This window comes from Pseudomonas lalucatii (genome assembly GCF_018398425.1).
Taxonomy (GTDB): domain Bacteria; phylum Pseudomonadota; class Gammaproteobacteria; order Pseudomonadales; family Pseudomonadaceae; genus Aquipseudomonas; species Aquipseudomonas lalucatii.
The window spans coordinates 1,546,254-1,561,295 of the sequence record NZ_JADPMV010000002.1 but is presented as its reverse complement, the minus strand read 5'-3'; the positions used below and the strand labels follow the sequence as shown (position 1 = coordinate 1,561,295).

The window sequence follows — 15,042 nt, the reverse complement described above, 5'->3', positions numbered from 1 at the left end:
ATCGCGGCGAAACGGGACCGGGGCCGACAGCGCGCGGCGGGAGTTTGGCGACGAACGGTAGGTGTGCGGCTCGGCGCTGCGGCATACTCCGCGGCCCCATAGATCCGTGCGAGCAACCGGGCCGCGGCCATGACGCCACTGAAATACCTGCAGGGCTACCCCTCCCACCTGCTCGACCAGGTGCGCCAGCTGATCGCCGAACGGCGCCTGGGCGACTACCTGAGCCAACGCTATGGCGGCCGCCATGAGGTGCAGAGCGACAAGGCACTGTATGCCTATGTCGTGGCGCTCAAGCAGGAGCACCTGCGCAAGGCGCCGCCACTGGACAAGGTGCTGTACGACAACCGCCTGGACCTGACCCACCGCGCCCTGGGCCTGCATACGGCGATCTCCCGGGTGCAGGGGGGCAAGCTCAAGGCGAAGAAGGAGATCCGCGTCGCCGCGCTGTTCAAGGAGGCGGCCCCGGAGTTCCTGCGGATGATCGTGGTGCACGAGCTGGCGCACCTGAAGGAGAGCGAGCACAACAAGGCCTTCTACCAGTTGTGCGAGCACATGCTGCCCGGCTACCGCCAGCTGGAGTTCGACCTGCGCCTGTACCTGACCTGGCGCGACCTGGCGCCGGCCTCGCCGCCCGAGGGCTAGCCGCGCAGCATCACGTTGAGCTGGTCGACCACCTCGGCCCAGTCGGCGTCCTCGAGGATTTCCTCGCGCAGGAAGGCGGCCTGGGCCGGGTTCCAGAACGGCGCATCGGCCAGCTGGCAGGTCGGCGCCAGGGGCGAGTGGTTGCGGACGAAGCGCTCGATGCCGGCCTGGTCGGCGGGCAGGCCGAGCTGCTTGAACAGGGCCGGGAGACTGTGGATGGGGGGTTCCATGACGGGTTCCTCTGCTCGCTGAACAGGGCGTTGCTGCGGTGCCGGCCGCTGCGCGGCGGCCCATCTATCAGCCTAGCGCAGATCCGCCGCGGGCTGTTCAGGCGACGCGCAGGATAGCGAAGCGTTGCAGGCCGCCACCGATCCGGATCTCCACTTCGTCACCGGCCGCGCAGCCGAGCAGGCGCTGGCCCAGGGGCGCCCGCGGGCTGATGACCAGGACTTCCTCGGTCTGCCAGCGCAGTTTCAGGCCGGCGCTGTCCGGGCCGAGCAGCAGGCATTGCCGGTTGTCGCGGGCATCGGCCAGCCACACCAGCGCGCCGAGGCCGATGCCCTGCCCGTCGGCGAACGGGCGCAGGGTCAGGCGCTGCCAGGCGCCGAGGGCCTGACGAATCTCCTCCACCCGGCGCGCCTGCCCGGCCGCGAGGTAGGCCGCCTCCAGGCCGAGGGTGTCGTACTTGTTCTCGGCGACATTCTCTTCGTGGGTGGCCGCCTCGTGGGCGCTCAGCGCCGCACGCTCGGCCAGAGCCAGGTCGGCGTGCAGGCGTTCGAGGATCAGCTGGTGCAGCTGGTTCTTGTCCAAGGTCGGCTCGCTGGGTGAAGGGACAGGGCGGGATTATCGACGATCCCCCGCGGCCTTTGCACCAAGGTCTAGTGTCGCCCCGGATGGTACTGGCCGCATGCTGGGCGGGTTGTCACTCAAGGGGGGTACGCGATGGACATGCTGCGGGCATTGGGCTTCTTCTTCCTGTTTCTGCTGGTGCCGCTGGGGGCTCTGCTGGCCAACTACCCGGGGCCGCTCGCCGAGTGGCTGAGCGGCCTGCTCGGGGTGCCGGTCAGCCGCGGCAACCTCGGGGCCGGCTTCATGCTGCTGGCGGCGATCTGCCTGAAGCTCGACTTGCGCATCCGCCGCCGGGCCCAGGCCGGCGCCGCCTGAGGCGGCGCGGCCGTGCTCGCCGCGGCGGGCGTGCTTGGCTACACTCCGGCCGCTATGTGGCAGGAGTTGATGATGCAGACGACAGCGTCGGACTATTCGATCTATCGGCAGTTGGTTGCCCAGCTCATGAGCGACGAGGAGCAGCTGCCGAGCCTGCCGATGCTGACCCTGGAGATCCGCCGGGCCCTGGCCATGCCGGAGGTGAGCATGAGCCGGCTGGTCGCCTTGATCGGCCAGGACCCGGCGCTCGGCGCCTTGCTGATGAAGTATGCCTGCAGCGCCCTGCTGCGCTCGCGGGTGAGCCCCAGGACGCTGCAGGACGTGCTGCGCGTGCTGGGCCTGCAGCAGGTGGACCGGGTGGTGATGATGCACAGCGTCAAGAGCCTGTTCGCCCTGCACAGCGCCGGGCACAAGCGCCTGTTCATGGCGGCCTGGCGGCGCCTGACCCTGCAGGGCAGCATCTGCGCCTTCCTGGCGCGCAATGTCGGGCACATCCCGGCCGACCATGCGGCGCTGGCCAGCCTGCTCAGCGAGGTGGGTGCCCTGGCGGTGCTGTCGGCGTTCAAGGGCGGGGACCTGGTGCCGAGCCCGGTGCGCTATCAGGAGCTGTGCCGGGCCTACGGCGCCTCGCTGGGGGTGATACTGCTGAAGAAATGGGCGGTGGACGAGGAGTATGTGCAGATCGTCCGCGCGGTGGGCGACTGGAGTCGCACTGGCGCGCGCCAGATCGAGCTGATCGACCTGGTCAACCTCGCCCGCTATCACGCCCTGGCCGACGGCGAGGAGGCGGCCGAGCTGCCGCCGCTGGTCCGTCTGACGGCGTACGCCAAGCTGGTCGCGCCCCACGACGCGCTGGGCGGGGGCGGCCGCCTGAGCCTGGTCGAGGCGCACTGGGACGACATCCACGCCATCGCCGCAGCCTTGCGCTAGGGCCTACGGCGCCCGGCCCGAGACGCCCTTGAGCAGGTGGGCGGACAGGGTACGCAAGGGGCCCAGCTGGCGGCAGATCAGCGCCAGTTGGGTCTGCACCAGGCGCTGCTGGTCGTCGAGCTCTTCGGGCATCCGTTCCAGCTCCTGGGCCAGTTGTTCCTCGGCGTCGCTGTGGATCGCCACCGGGCGCCGCGCACCGAGGTCGCCGGCGATCTCCTCGAGGCTGTCGGCGAGCCGTTCGGCACTGGCCAGCAGGCGGCCCTGGTCGGCGGCCAGGAGTACCTCGCCGCGGTGCGCGCCGAGTCCGGAGAGGTAGCTGAGCAGGGTGTGCGAGAGCACCAGGAAGCGGAAGCCGAGGTCGGCGTCCTTACGGAAGTGCCCGGGCTCCATCAGCATGTTGCCGAGGGTGCTGGACAGCGCCGCGTCGGCATTGTGGGCGTTGCGCCGGGCCAGGCGGTAGGCGAGGTCGTCGCGTTTGCCGCTGGCGTACTGGCGGATGATCTGGCGCAGGTAGGTGCTGTTGCAGCTGAGGGTGTTGGCCAGCACCCGCTCCAGGCGCCGGCCCTGCCAGTCCGGCAGGATCAGGAACACCGCGAGGCCGGCGATCAGGCTGCCGAGCAGGGTGTCGACCAGGCGCGGCACGATCAGCCCGTAGCCGTCGCCGACCTGGTTGAAGCAGAACAGCACCAGCAGGGTGATCGCCGCCGTGGCCAGGGTGTAGTGGCTGCTGCGCGTGGCGAAGAAGGCGACCCCGGCGGCCACGGCGAAGAACGCCTGCACCAGGGTATTGGGGAACAGGTCGAACAGCGCCCAGCCGAGCACCAGGCCGAGCACCGTGCCGGCGATGCGCTGCACCAGTTTGCGCCGGGTGGCGCCATAGTTGGGCTGGCAGACGAATACCGTGGTCAGCAGGATCCAGAAGCCCTGGGCCGGGTCAATCCAGTGCAGCAGACCGTAGCCGGCGGCCAGGGCGACGGCCAGGCGCAGGGCATGGCGGAACAGCAGCGAGGTGGGCGTCAGCTGCAGGCGCAGGCGCTCGACCACGTCGCGCAGCGACTGTGGCTCGCGGTCCAGCAGGCTGCTGTCCTGCTCCTCGGCCAGGGCGTCGGGGTTGCTGGCCCTGCCGAGCAGCTGGTCGAGGGTGGCGAGGTTGCCGGCCAGGGCCTGCAGCGAGCGCAGCAGCTGCCGCCAGGCCGGGTTGCTCTGCAGGCGCAGGTGGTCGAGGGAGGCGTGTAGATCGGCCAGGGCCTGGCTGCACAGCTCGCGGTACTCGAAGGCCTGGCGCAGTTCGATGGCCTGGGCCAGGCGCTGGCAGGCCTCGCCGTGCAGCCGCAGCAGGCGCTGGCAGCGGAACAGCACGTCGCTGTGGAAGAACGCCTCGGCCAGCTCGTTGTAGGGGTAGTGGGAGGAGCTGGCGCGCTCGTGGATGTCCTGGGCGAGGAAGTACAGCTTCAGGTAGCGGCCGACCTTGGGGTTGGCCCGGTCGTTGCCGACCCGGTGCAGGATGATCTCCTTGGCCGCGTTCAGCGCCGCCACCACCCGGCCGTTCTGCCGGGCCAGGTCCAGGCGCCGCTGCTCCACGTCGAGCTGGCGCAGCGGCTCGAACAGCGCGGCCTTGAGCTTGAGGTAGCGGCCGAGCTCGCGGAACAGCCGGGCCAGGCTGTGCTGCACCGGCTGGTGGGCGAACAGGGCGTTCCAGATCACCGACAGCAGCCCGTACCAGGCGGCACCGGCCACCAGCAGCAGCGGCTCCGGGCCGAGGCCGGCGCTGCCGCCGCGCTGCTCCACGCCGATCATGCTGTAGATCGCCAGGATCAGGGTCGCCCAGCCGAGGGTGGCGAAGCGCTCGCCGAGGGCGCCGAGCATGGTCAGGGCGAAGCTCGACAGGGCCAGGGCGGCGACGAACAGCCAGGGATAGGGGAACAGCAGCTCGACCGTGTAGGCCGCCGCGCTGAAGCAGCCGAGGGTCACCAGCAAGGCGGCGAGGCGGCCCTGCCAGCTGTCGTCGGTCTCGGCCAGGGCGCTGGCGATGACGCCGAGGAACAGCGGGATCAGCGCGTGCATCCAGCCCTGCGCCCAGCACAGCGCCAGACTGCCGCCGAGGGCGACGAAGACCCGCAGGCTGTAGCTGAACTTGTCCAGCGCCCAGAGGCGGCGCAGGGAATGGCGAAGGGCGGTGGGCGACATCGAAGAACGGCCTTGCTCGCGGGACGTGGGGCGAAGACTAATGCAATAGCCGGGCCTGCGACACGGCCCACTGCCGCCAGTGCGCGCCACCGGGGGCCGCGGGACGGTGCCGGCCCGCCCGGCGACCATGGACTATCCTCTAAGGCAGGCAGCCGCGCCCCGCTCCTGGCGATTCACCCGTGGTGGCTGTCATGGAGAGCCCGTGAAGCGTGCCGCGAAGCTTTCGTTACTGCGTCCCCTGCTGCTGGCGCTGCTCCTGCTGTGGCCGGCCGGGCTGCTGGGCGCCCCGGCGACGGTGCTGACGCTGCGCGTCGACGGCGCGATCGGCCCGGCCAGCGCCGACTACGTGGTGCGCGGCCTGGCCCGGGCGGTGGGCGAGGGCGCCCAGCTGGTGGTACTGAGCATCGACACCCCGGGCGGGCTGGATACCTCGATGCGCGACATCATCAAGGCGATCCTCGCCAGCCCGATCCCGGTGGCCAGCTACGTTGCCCCGAGCGGCGCGCGGGCGGCCAGCGCCGGCACCTATATCCTCTATGCCAGCCATGTCGCGGCGATGGCGCCGGGCACCAACCTCGGTGCGGCGACACCGGTGCAGATCGGCGGCATGCCCGGTTCGCCGCCGCCGCCCAAGCAGCCCGAGGCGACCGACCAGGGCGGCCAGGACGAATCCTCCGACCAGGCCAAGGACAAGGACGCTCAGAAGGAGAAGGCCGCCGCGCCGGGCGACGCCCTGAGCAAGAAGCAGATCAACGATGCCGCCGCCTATATCCGCGGCCTGGCGCAGCTGCGCGGACGCAATGCCGAGTGGGCCGAGCGGGCGGTGCGCGAGGCGGTCAGCCTGGCCGCCGAAGAGGCGCTCAAGCTCAAGGTGATCGACTATGTGGCCATCGACCTGGCCGACCTGCTCCGCCAGCTGCACGGCAAGAGCTTCCGGGCCGCCGGCGTCGAGGTCAGCCTGGACACCGAGGGCGCCGTGCTGATCAGCCACGAGCCGGACTGGCGCACCCGGCTGCTGGCGGTGATCACCAACCCCAGCGTGGCCCTGCTGCTGATGATGATCGGCGTCTACGGCCTGTTCTTCGAGTTTTCCAACCCGGGCACCGGGGTCGGCGGCGTGCTCGGCGGCATCTGCCTGATCCTCGCCCTGTATTCGCTGCAGTTGCTGCCGGTGAACTACGCTGGAATGGCCTTGATCCTGCTCGGCATCGCCTTTATCGCCGCCGAGGCCTTCATGCCCAGCTTCGGCGTGCTGGGCATCGGCGGCATCGTGGCGTTCTGTTTCGGCGCGCTGATCCTGATCGACACCGACGTGCCGGGCTTCGGCATTCCCCTGGCGCTGATCCTGACCCTGGCGCTGACCAGCGCCCTGGTGATCTTCGTCATCCTCAGCATGGCCCTGCGCGCCAGGCGTCGGGCGCTGGTCGGCGGCGACAGCGAACTGGTCGGCAGCCTGGTGCGGATCAGCGCGGTGGCGCCGGACGATCCCCTGGGCGGCTGGGTGCAGCTGCAGGGCGAGCAGTGGCAGGTGGTCAGCCAGGCGCCGCTGCGTCCCGGTCAGCGGGTGCGGGTGCTGGCGCGCAAGGGCTTGCTGCTGAATGTCGCCGCCGACGAGACACCCTCTGAAGGAGACTAGTCATGGGTTTCGAACTGAGCTTTTCCGCCCTGGCGGTGCTGCTGCTGGCGTTGCTGATCTCGGCGTTCCGCATCCTGCGCGAGTACGAGCGCGGCGTGGTGTTCCAGCTCGGGCGCTTCTGGCGGGTCAAGGGCCCGGGGCTGATCATCATCATTCCGGGCATCCAGCAGATGGTCCGCGTCGACCTGCGGACCATCGTCCTGGATGTGCCGACCCAGGACGTGATCTCCCGCGACAACGTCTCGGTCAAGGTCAATGCGGTGGTCTACTTCCGCGTGCTCGATCCGCAGAAGGCCATCATCCAGGTCGAGGACTTCCTCAAGGCCACCAGCCAGCTGGCCCAGACCACCCTGCGCGCGGTGCTGGGCAAGCACGAGCTGGACGAGATGCTCGCCGAGCGCGAGCGGCTCAACGTCGACATCCAGCATGTGCTCGACGCCCAGACCGATGCCTGGGGCATCAAGGTGGCCAACGTCGAGATCAAGCACGTCGACCTCGACGAGTCGATGATCCGCGCCATCGCCAAGCAGGCCGAGGCCGAGCGCGAGCGGCGGGCCAAGGTGATCCACGCCGAGGGCGAACTGCAGGCCTCGGAGAAGCTCATGCAGGCCGCCGAGATGCTCGGCCGCCAGTCCGGCGCCATGCAGCTGCGCTACATGCAGACGCTGAGCAACATCGCCGGCGACAAGAGTTCGACCATCGTCTTCCCGCTGCCGATCGAGCTGCTGCAGGGCATCAAGGTGCCCAAGGCCTAGGCCGGGACTGCCGCCAGGCGGGCGTGGCGGGACGTCTGCGGGCATCTGCGGCAATTCGGCGCCGGGTCCGCCGGGAATTTCCTAGACTTGTCCCGGGGTCGTCCGGTCTTTCTGTCTGGAGGTTGCTATGCGCATTGGTGTTCCCAAGGAAATCAAGAACCACGAGTACCGCGTCGGTCTGACGCCGCAGTCGGTGGCCGAGCTCACCGCACTGGGGCATGAGCTGTTGATCGAGACCCAGGCCGGCAGTGCCATCGGCTTCAGCGATGCCGACTTCCAGGCCGCCGGCGCACAGATCGCCAAGGACGCCGCCCAGGTGTTCAACGAGGCGCAGCTGATCGTCAAGGTCAAGGAGCCGCTGGCGGTGGAACGCGCCCGCCTGCGCCCCCACCACACCCTGTTCACCTACCTGCACCTGGCGCCGGACCGGCCGCAGACCGACGAGCTGATGGCCGGCGGTGCCACCTGCATCGCCTACGAGACGGTGACCGACGCGGCCGGTCGCCTGCCGCTGCTGGCGCCGATGTCCGAGGTGGCCGGGCGCATGTCGATCCAGGCCGGCGCCAGCTGCCTGGAGAAGGCCCGCGGCGGCCGCGGCGTGCTGCTCGGCGGGGTGCCCGGGGTGGCGCCGGGCAAGGTGGTGATACTCGGCGGCGGGGTGGTCGGCAGCCATGCCCTGGCCATGGCGGTGGGCCTGGGCGCGGACGTCACCGTGCTGGACAAGAGCGTCGATGCCCTGCGCCGCCTGGACAGCCAGTACGGCAACCGCATCACCACCCTCTACTCGACCCGCGCGGCGCTGCGCGAGCAGGTGCTGGCGGCGGACCTGGTGATCGGCGGTGTGCTGATTCCCGGGGCGGCGGCGCCCAAGCTGGTCAGCGCCGAGATGGTCAGGCTGATGCAGCCGGGCTCGGTGCTGGTGGACGTGGCCATCGACCAGGGCGGTTGCGCCGAGACGTCCAAGGCCACCACCCATGCCCAGCCGACCTATGTGGTCGATGACGTGGTGCATTACTGCGTGGCCAATATGCCCGGCGCGGTGGCGCGCACCTCGACCCTGGCGCTGACCAACGCGACCCTGCCGTTCGTCATCGCCCTCGCCGAGAAGGGCACGCGCCGGGCCCTGGAGGAGGACCCGCACCTGTGCAACGGCCTCAACGTGGCCAAGGGCCTGATCACCTGCGGCAGCGTGGCCGAGGCCCATGGCCTGCCCTACCATTCGGCGACCAGCGTGCTGGAGCACCTGTAGCGCGGCAGCCGCCGGGCGTCATTCACCAGCGGGCGTACGCCGAGCGCGGAGGAGTGCATGGCCAATTCGATTATCAGCCGCCGTCGACTGCTGGTTGGCCTGGGCGCCGGCGCCTGGCTGCTGAGCCCCCCGGGGGCCTTCGCCGAGCGCCTGCTGACGCCGGCACAGACCCTCGGGCCCTTCTACCCCGACCAGTTGCCGCTGGACCGGGACAACGACCTGGTGCTGGTCGACGACCGGCTGACCCCAGCCAGCGGCACCCTGGTGCACCTGCACGGGCGAGTGTTCGATGTCCGCGGCCGGCCCCTGGCCGAGGCGCTGGTGGAGATCTGGCAGGTCGACGCCCACGGCATCTACCTGCACAGCCGCGGCGGCGACCGCGCGCGGCGCGACCCGAACTTCCAGGGCTACGGCCGCTTCCTCACCGGCCGCGATGGCCGCTACCGCTTCCGCACCATCCGCCCGGTGCCCTATCCGGGGCGCACGCCGCATATCCACGTCGCCGTGACCCTGCCCGGCCAGCCGCGTTTCGCCACCCAGTGCTACATCCGCGGCGAGCGGCTGAACGCCCGCGACGGCATCCTCAATGCCATCCGCGACCCCAAGGCGCGCGAACGCCTGATCGTGCCCTTCGTGCCGCTGGCCGGCGCCACGGCCGGCGAACAGGTGGCGCGCTTCGACATCGTCCTCGGCCTGACCCCGGCGTCCTGAGCGGGGGCTGCGCTACAGCGGCCAGACCAGCAGCAGCAGCGGCACGCTGACCACCACCACGATGATCTCCATCGGCAGGCCGAGGCGCCAGTAGTCGCCGAAGCGGAAGCCGCCGGGGCTGAGGATCAGGGTGTTGTTCTGGTGGCCGATGGGGGTGAGGAAGGAGCAGGAGGCGCCGATCGCCACGGCCATCAGCAGGGAGTCGGGGTTGACCCCCAGCTGGCTGGCCGCGCTCAGGGCGATCTGGCACATCACCGCGGCGGTGGCGGCGTTGTTCATGAAGTCCGACAGGGTCATGGTCACCACCAGCAGCAGGGTCAGCACCAGCACCGGGTTGCCCTGGGCCAGGTGCTCCATCAGCAGGCGCGCCAGCAGGTCGGCGGCGCCCGTGGCGGACATCGCCCCGGCCACCGGGATCAGGGCGCCGAGCAGGACGATCACCGGCCAGTCGATGGCCTGGTAGAGCAGGCGCAGCGGCACCACCCGGGCGACCATGAACACCAGCACCCCGGCGGCGAAGGCCACCGCCGCCGACAGCACGCCGAAGGCGGCGAGCAGCACCGCCAGCGCCATCACCCCCGCGGCCAGGCCGGCCTGGCCCGGATTGGGGATGCTGATGGCGCGGTCGGCCAGCGGCACGCAGGCGTAGTCGGCGGCGAACTCGGCGATGTCGCCGGGCACGCCCTGCATCAGCAGCACGTCGCCGCGCTCGATCAGGGTCGAGCGCAGGCGCTTGATCGAGCGGTGGCTCTGCCGCGAGATGGCCAGCAGGTTGATGCTGTAGCGGCTGCGCAGGCGGGTGCCGCTGGCCGACAGGCCGATCAGCTGCGAGTCCGGGCGTACCAGCAGCTCCTGCAGCACGCTGTCGTCGCCGCTGCTGTCCTTCTTGTCGCCGCCCTTGGCCTTGTCTTTCCTGGCGTCGTCCTGGGTGTCGGCCTGCTCCTCGGCGTGCTTGTCGTCCTTGGGCGACTTGGCCGCCTCCAGCTGCAGGCCGAGCTTGCCGAGTACGTCGCCGAGGGCCTCGGGCTCGGCCTCGATCATCAGCACGTCGTCGACCTGCAGGATGCGCCGGGGGTTGGGCGCCGACAGGCGCAGCTTGTTGCGCACCATGCCGACCACCTGGGCATCGGCCTCTTCGAGCAGCTGCTCGACTTCGCGCAGGCTCTTGCCTGCCGCCTTGGCGCCCTCGGCGACCCGCGCCTCGGTGATGTAGGTGCCGGTGTCGAAGCTGGCGGCCCCGGCCACCTCGCGACGGGGCACCAGGCGCCAGCCGAGCAGGGCGATGAACAGCACGCCGGTCAGCGCCACGGCGACGCCCACCGGGCTGAAGTCGAACATGGCGAAGGGACCGGCGCCGCTCTGCGCGCGAAAGCTGGAGACGATCAGGTTGGGCGGGGTGCCGATCAGGGTGGTCATGCCGCCGAGGATGGTGCCGAAGGCCAGCGGCATCAGCGCGCGGCCGGGGGGCAGGCCCTGCTTGAGGGCGATGCGCAGGGCGATCGGCATCAGCAGGGCGAGGGCGCCGACGTTGTTCATGAAGGCCGAGAGCAGGGCGCCGAGGCCGGTCAGCGCGGCGATCGACAGCATCGGCCCGGCGTTGGCCGGCAGCAGCCGCTGGGCCAGGGCATCCACCGCCCCGGTGCTCTGCAGGCCGAAGCTCAGGACCAGCACACAGGCCACGGTGATCACCGCCGGGTGGCCGAAACCGACGAAGGCCTGCTGGTCCGGCACCAGGCCGGTGATCACGCAGGCCAGCAGGGCGCCGAGGGCGACTATGTCGTGGCGCCAGCGGCCCCAGAGGAACAGCGCCACGGTGGCGGCGAGGATGGCGAAGATCAGGCCTTGGTCTTGGGTCATGCGCAGGGTCGGTCCTTGAACGGGGGGCGGGGTGGCAGCGGCTCAGACATACTGCGCCGCCGCGTAGCCAGAGGCCCAGGCCCACTGGAAGTTGAAGCCGCCGAGGTGGCCGGTGACGTCGAGCACCTCGCCGATGAAATACAGCCCCGGGCTCTTCAGCGACTCCAGGGTCTTGGACGATACCTCGCGGGTGTCGACGCCGCCCAGGGTCACCTCGGCGGTGCGGTAGCCCTCGGTGCCGGCCGGTACCAGGCGCCAGTCGCCGAGCTTCTCGGCGATCGCGCGCAGCTCGCCCTGGGTGTACTGCTTCATCGGCTTGGAGACGAACCAGTTGTCGGCCAGCAGCCCGGCCATCTTCTTGGTGAAGAGTTCGGCCAGCAGGGTCTTCAGTTCGCTGTTCGGCCGCTCGCGCTGCTGGGCGGCCAGCCAGTCGGGCAGGTCGATATGCGGCAGCAGGTCGATGGCGATGCTGTCGCCTGGCTGCCAGTAGGAGGAGATCTGCAGGATTGCCGGGCCCGACAGGCCGCGGTGGGTGAACAGGATGTTCTCGCGGAAGCTCTGGCCGTTGCAGCTGACCAGGCAGTCCTCCACCGAGGTGCCGGACAGCTCGCTGCACAGGGCCTTGAGCTGCGGGTCGGTGAGGGTGAAGGGCACCAGGCCGGCGCGGGTCGGCAGCAGTGTGTGGCCGAACTGCTGGGCCACCTGGTAGCCGAAGCCGCTGGCGCCCAGGGTGGGAATCGACAGGCCGCCGGTGGCGATCACCAGCGACTCGCAGTTCACCGGCCCGGCGCTGGTGTGCAGGCGGTAGCCGGGGGCGAGCGCGGCGATCTGCTCCACCGAGGTGTTCAGGCGCAGCTCCACGCCGGCCTCTGCGCACTCGGCCAGCAGCATCTCGAGGATGTCGCTGGACCTGTGGTCGCAGAACAGCTGGCCGAGCTTCTTCTCGTGATAGGGCACGCCGTGCTTGCTCACCAGGCCGATGAAGTCCCACTGGCTGTAGCGGGCCAGGGCCGACTTGCAGAAGTGCGGGTTCTCCGAGAGGAAGTTGCCCGGCTCGCAGTACAGGTTGGTGAAGTTGCAGCGCCCGCCGCCGGACATCAGGATCTTCTTGCCGGCCTTGTTGGCGTGGTCCAGCAGCAGCACGCGGCGCCCGCGTCCGGCGGCGCTCAGGGCACACATCAGGCCGGCGGCCCCGGCGCCGACTATCACCACTTCAGTCACAAGCACAGCCACTTCCTCACGAGCCGACAGGCGCCGCCGGAGCGGCAGCAAACAGCGCGCATCTTACCCGATGGCGGCCGGCCGGCGTGGTCCCGACCTCAGGGGGCGACGACTGCGGCGGCGATGGCCGCCAGGGCCTGCTGCAACTGCGCCGCCGCCGGACAGTCGGCGGCGCCATGGCGCGCGGCGATATGGGCCGGGTCGTTGTAGCCCAGCCAGACCTGGGCCGAGGCGTCCTCCCAGACCAGGGCCTTGAGCGGCAGGTCGATGCCCGCGGACTGGGCGCAGTCGAGCAGCGGCGTGCCGCCCTGGGGGTTGCCGAAGATCAGCAGCTCGGTGGGGCGCAGCTGGCGGCCGATCCTGGCCGCGCCGGCGGCGTGGTCGATGCGGGCGAACAGGCTGAGGCCGCGCTGCTCGACCTGCTGCACCAGGCGCGCCATGGTCCGGGCGGCGTCGTGCGGGCTCTTCAGCGTGACCAGCCCGTCCGCGGCCTGGGCCAGGGTGGCGCCGGCCAGCAGGGTCAGGCTCAGTAACAGGCGTAGGGACTGCATAGGTGGCTCCTCGAGTAGGCGATGGGGGCGCTTGAGCCCGGGGGATGTCGCAAACGGCGTGCTGGCCGGTCCCCGCTGCGATAGGCGCGATGACGCACGACGGCTAGTATTGACCATTCCTTTGCCCTGGACAGCCCGCCATGAATGGATTGCGTGCCTGGTGTTTGTCGCTGGCGGTGCTGTGCTGGCCGGCCGCCGCCACCGAGGTGCTGCGCCTGGTGGCCAGCCCCTGGCCGCCGTTCAACGACCTGAACCTGCCCGGCAACGGGCTGGCATCGGAACTGGTCAGCAGCGCACTGGCGCGGGCCGGCTATGCCACGCATTACGCCGAGATGCCCTGGGCCAGGGCCGTGAAGGGCCTGCGCCAGGCTCAGTACGACGTGCTGATCAACGCCTGGCACAGCGAGGAACGCAGCCGCTTCGGCTATTTTTCCCGTCCCTACCTGGTCAATCGCATTCGCCTGCTGCGGCGGCGGGACGCGACGGTGCCGTTCGCCAGGCTGGCCGACCTCTATCCCTACCGCATCGCGGTGATGCGCGACTACGCCTACTCAGCGGCATTCGACGCCGACGCGCGGCTCACCAGGATCAGGGTCGGCAGTTTCCAGAGTGGCGCGCGCATGCTCGCCGCCGGACGGGTGGACCTGATGCCGGAGGACGAGTTCGTCGCGCGCTACCACCTCGGCCGCGGCCTGCGCGACGTGCGCGACCGCCTGGAGTTCGTCGCGCAGCCGCTCAGCGAGAACGGCCTGCATATCCTGGTGAGCCTCGGCCGTCCCGACCATAGGCGCATCGCCGAGGCGTTCGACCGCGCCATCGCGGCGATGCGCGCCGATGGCAGCTATGCGGCGATCCTCCGCCGCCATGGCTTCTAGGCCGGTTGCCAGACGCTCAGGCCGCGGCCCCGGTGCTTGGCCTGGTAGAGACGCAGGTCGGCCTGGTGCAGCAGGTGCTCGAGGTTGTCCGGCGCACCCTCGTAGACCCCGGCACTGAACGACAACGGCGGTGCGCCGGCGGCGTAGTGCAGGCCGGCGCAGTGCTGGCGCAGGCGGTCCAGGGCGACGGCCAGGGCGCCGGCGTCCCGCGTGCTGAGCAAGGCGAACTCCTCGCCGCCGAGGCGGCCGACCAGGGCGTCGGGGAAGGCCTCGGCAAAGGCCTGGGCGAAGGCGACCAGGGCGGCGTCGCCGCTGGCATGGCCATGGCCGTCGTTGATGCGCTTGAAGAAGTCCAGATCGATCATCGCCGCGCTGAGCCGCTGGCCGTCGCGCTGGGCCCGCTGCAGCTGCCTGAGGGCCTGCTCGTAGAAGGCCCGGCGGTTGTTCAGGCCGGTGAGGGCGTCGAACTGCGCGGCCTGTTTCAGCGCGCGCAGCAGGTCGCGGCGCTCCAGGGTCGAGATCACCCGGCAGTTCAGCTCCTCGGGGCAGAACGGCTTGCGCAGGAAATCGTCGGCACCGTGCTTGATGAACTTGGCGCTGAGCGAGCCCTTGGCGTCGGCGGACAGGCCGATGATGATCAGCTCGTGGCGCTTGAGCTTCTGCCGCAGCAGCTTGACCAGTTCGAAGCCGCTGAGGCCGGGCATGCTGTGGTCGACCACCAGCAGGTCGATGTCCGGTTGCTGCTCGAGAATGCGCAGGGTCTCGTCGCCGTCGCGGGCGTCGAGCAGCTGGAAGCGGTGGGGCGCCAGGACGTGGCGGATGTACTGGCGGGTGGCGTCGGAGTCCTCGGCGACGAGGATCTTCACCCGGCTGTTGCTTTCCAGGCGATGCAGCAGGCGGAAGGCGTACTCGTAGGAGTGCTGGCTCTCCTTGAGCACGTAGTCGACCACGCCCTTGAGCAGCAGCTGGTCGCGCCGCTGCTCGTCGTAGGAGCCGCTGAGCACGATACAGGGCAGGCCGTGGCGCATCACCAGGTCGACGCTCTCGCCGCCCGGTGCGTCGGGCAGGTGCAGGTCGACGATGGCGGCGAAGAACAGCCGGGCCGAGCTTTCCAGCATCAGCTCGGCCTCGGCCAGGGACGCGCAGAACACGGGCTGCAGCTCGGGTTCCTGGCGGAACAGGTGTTCGAGAATCCTCAGGACCAGCGGACTGTCTTCGATGACCAGGATGTTGCGCACGAGAACTCCTCCGGGCAGCTGCGACG

Annotated in this window: 15 protein-coding genes; 8 read left to right on the top strand and 7 right to left on the bottom strand. The window is 70.2% G+C overall.

The window, feature by feature from the left end; genetic code table 11:
- Positions 1–129 precede the first annotated feature (129 nt).
- Positions 130–642, top strand: a complete 513-nt coding sequence (locus I0D00_RS20810) for a M48 metallopeptidase family protein (RefSeq protein WP_213641674.1) — start codon at positions 130–132, stop codon at positions 640–642.
- Here the strand turns inward: I0D00_RS20810 and I0D00_RS20805 are convergent.
- Positions 639–872, bottom strand: coding sequence for a DUF2789 domain-containing protein (locus tag I0D00_RS20805; RefSeq protein WP_213641673.1), 234 nt, complete (start codon positions 870–872; stop codon positions 639–641). The genes I0D00_RS20810 and I0D00_RS20805 overlap by 4 nt on opposite strands.
- Positions 873–969: 97 nt before the next feature.
- Positions 970–1,452 carry a GreA/GreB family elongation factor gene (locus I0D00_RS20800; protein ID WP_213641672.1) on the bottom strand — a complete coding sequence of 161 codons (483 nt, stop codon included), beginning with the start codon at positions 1,450–1,452 and terminating at the stop codon, positions 970–972.
- Between the two features lie 132 nt (positions 1,453–1,584).
- Between I0D00_RS20800 and I0D00_RS20795 the strand changes: the two genes are divergently transcribed.
- Positions 1,585–1,806: a hypothetical protein gene (locus I0D00_RS20795; protein WP_213641671.1), complete on the top strand. Its 222-nt coding sequence runs from the start codon at positions 1,585–1,587 to the stop codon at positions 1,804–1,806.
- Between the two features lie 72 nt (positions 1,807–1,878).
- Complete coding sequence (locus I0D00_RS20790) at positions 1,879–2,736, top strand: HDOD domain-containing protein (RefSeq protein WP_213641670.1); 858 nt, start codon at positions 1,879–1,881, stop codon at positions 2,734–2,736.
- Positions 2,737–2,739: 3 nt separating this feature from the next.
- On the opposite strand, the gene yccS is transcribed toward I0D00_RS20790, so the two are convergent.
- Entirely contained in the window at positions 2,740–4,923 is a 2,184-nt protein-coding gene (gene yccS / locus I0D00_RS20785) for a YccS family putative transporter (protein WP_213641669.1), read from the bottom strand.
- Between the two features lie 202 nt (positions 4,924–5,125).
- Between yccS and I0D00_RS20780 the strand changes: the two genes are divergently transcribed.
- The 4 genes from I0D00_RS20780 (at position 5,126) to I0D00_RS20765 (ending at position 9,274) form a co-directional block, all read left to right on the top strand.
- Positions 5,126–6,559 (top strand): NfeD family protein, encoded by a 1,434-nt coding sequence (locus I0D00_RS20780; RefSeq protein ID WP_420850829.1) that lies wholly within the window; start codon positions 5,126–5,128, stop codon positions 6,557–6,559.
- A 2-nt stretch (positions 6,560–6,561) separates the two neighbouring features.
- A complete protein-coding gene (locus I0D00_RS20775) occupies positions 6,562–7,314 on the top strand; it encodes a slipin family protein (protein ID WP_213641667.1) in 753 nt (250 codons plus the stop codon).
- 127 nt (positions 7,315–7,441) lie between these two features.
- Positions 7,442–8,563, top strand: coding sequence for an alanine dehydrogenase (gene ald / locus I0D00_RS20770; RefSeq protein WP_213641666.1), 1,122 nt, complete (start codon positions 7,442–7,444; stop codon positions 8,561–8,563).
- 57 nt (positions 8,564–8,620) lie between these two features.
- A complete protein-coding gene (locus tag I0D00_RS20765; protein WP_215730985.1) occupies positions 8,621–9,274 on the top strand; it encodes a dioxygenase family protein in 654 nt (217 codons plus the stop codon).
- Between the two features lie 12 nt (positions 9,275–9,286).
- On the opposite strand, the gene I0D00_RS20760 is transcribed toward I0D00_RS20765, so the two are convergent.
- The 3 genes from I0D00_RS20760 to I0D00_RS20750 form a co-directional block, all read right to left on the bottom strand.
- A complete protein-coding gene (locus tag I0D00_RS20760) occupies positions 9,287–11,131 on the bottom strand; it encodes an SLC13 family permease (RefSeq protein WP_213641665.1) in 1,845 nt (614 codons plus the stop codon).
- Between the two features lie 42 nt (positions 11,132–11,173).
- Entirely contained in the window at positions 11,174–12,358 is a 1,185-nt protein-coding gene (locus I0D00_RS20755) for a BaiN/RdsA family NAD(P)/FAD-dependent oxidoreductase (RefSeq protein ID WP_213641664.1), read from the bottom strand.
- Positions 12,359–12,450: 92 nt separating this feature from the next.
- Positions 12,451–12,903: a DUF302 domain-containing protein gene (locus I0D00_RS20750; RefSeq protein WP_213641663.1), complete on the bottom strand. Its 453-nt coding sequence runs from the start codon at positions 12,901–12,903 to the stop codon at positions 12,451–12,453.
- A 140-nt stretch (positions 12,904–13,043) separates the two neighbouring features.
- Here I0D00_RS20750 and I0D00_RS20745 point away from each other — a divergent pair, with 140 nt between their 5' ends.
- Positions 13,044–13,778 (top strand): substrate-binding periplasmic protein, encoded by a 735-nt coding sequence (locus I0D00_RS20745; protein ID WP_213641662.1) that lies wholly within the window; start codon positions 13,044–13,046, stop codon positions 13,776–13,778.
- On the opposite strand, the gene I0D00_RS20740 is transcribed toward I0D00_RS20745, so the two are convergent.
- Positions 13,775–15,016, bottom strand: coding sequence for a diguanylate cyclase domain-containing protein (locus I0D00_RS20740; protein WP_213641661.1), 1,242 nt, complete (start codon positions 15,014–15,016; stop codon positions 13,775–13,777). The genes I0D00_RS20745 and I0D00_RS20740 overlap by 4 nt on opposite strands.
- Positions 15,017–15,042: the final 26 nt, after the last annotated feature.